Below are 1,415 nucleotides of genomic sequence, written 5' to 3'. Positions count from 1 at the left end.
GTGGGGAGCGTGGGAACCTGACGGGTAGTAGTCAAGCGATGGGGTGACGCAGGAAGGTAGCTGAGCCCGGCCGGTGGTTGTGCCGGGGTAAGCGTGTAGGCCGTGTTGTAGGCAAATCCGCAACACATGAAGGCTGAGACGTGATGCCGAGCCGATTCAGGTGAAGTCAGTGATCCTATGCTGCCGAGAAAAGCCTCTAGCGAGTTCTTAGCGGCCCGTACCCCAAACCGACACAGGTGGTCAGGTAGAGAATACCGAGGCGATCGGGCGAACTGTGGTTAAGGAACTCGGCAAATTGCCCCCGTAACTTAGGGAGAAGGGGGGCCGGAGACGTGAAGCCCCACGCGGGTGGAGCGTTGTATGGCCGCAGAGAGCAGGGGGAAGCGACTGTTTACTAAAAACACAGGTCCATGCGAAGAAGTAATTCGATGTATATGGACTGACGCCTGCCCGGTGCTGGAACGTTAAGGGGACCTGTTAGCTCTTCGGGGCGAAGCGGAGAACTTAAGCGCCAGTAAACGGCGGTGGTAACTATAACCATCCTAAGGTAGCGAAATTCCTTGTCGGGTAAGTTCCGACCTGCACGAATGGCGTAACGACTTCCCCACTGTCTCAACCACAGGCCCGGCGAAATTGCAGTACGAGTAAAGATGCTCGTTACGCGCGGCAGGACGGAAAGACCCCGGGACCTTTACTATAGCTTGACATTGGTACTCGAATTAGCTTGTGTAGGATAGGTGGGAGCCGGTGAAACCTATACGCCAGTATGGGTGGAGGCAATCTTGAAATACCACTCTGGTTGATTTGGGTATCTAACTTCGGACCGTTATCCGGTTCAGGGACAGTGTCTGGTGGGTAGTTTAACTGGGGCGGTTGCCTCCTAAAAGGTAACGGAGGCGCCCAAAGGTTCCCTCATCCTGGTTGGCAATCAGGTGTTGAGTGCAAGTACACAAGGGAGCTTGACTGTGAGACTGACAGGTCGAGCAGGGACGAAAGTCGGGACTAGTGATCCGGCACTTGCGAGTGGAAGCGGTGTCGCTCAACGGATAAAAGGTACCCCGGGGATAACAGGCTGATCTTCCCCAAGAGTCCATATCGACGGGATGGTTTGGCACCTCGATGTCGGCTCGTCGCATCCTGGGGCTGTAGCAGGTCCCAAGGGTTGGGCTGTTCGCCCATTAAAGCGGTACGCGAGCTGGGTTTAGAACGTCGTGAGACAGTTCGGTCCCTATCCGCCGTGCGCGTAGGATACTTGAGAAGGGCTGTCCCTAGTACGAGAGGACCGGGACGGACGAACCTCTGGTGTGCCAGTTGTCCTGCCAAGGGCACGGCTGGTTAGCTACGTTCGGAAGGGATAACCGCTGAAAGCATCTAAGCGGGAAGCCTGCTTCAAGATGAGGTATCCCACCCCACTT

1 rRNA gene (running past one end of the window) is annotated in these 1,415 nt (G+C 56.0%); it reads left to right on the top strand.

Annotated features, from left to right (window positions below):
- Nucleotides 1-1,415: ribosomal RNA gene (locus ABZV00_RS37620) — 23S ribosomal RNA — on the top strand; its annotated part reaches 1,673 nt to the left of the window's first position; the annotation flags it as partial.

Origin of the sequence: Micromonospora sp. NPDC005173 (genome assembly GCF_040608515.1) — a bacterium.
Lineage (GTDB): Bacteria > Actinomycetota > Actinomycetes > Mycobacteriales > Micromonosporaceae > Micromonospora.
Note: the sequence above shows the minus strand (reverse complement) of the source record. Positions and strands in the feature narration are given on the sequence as shown.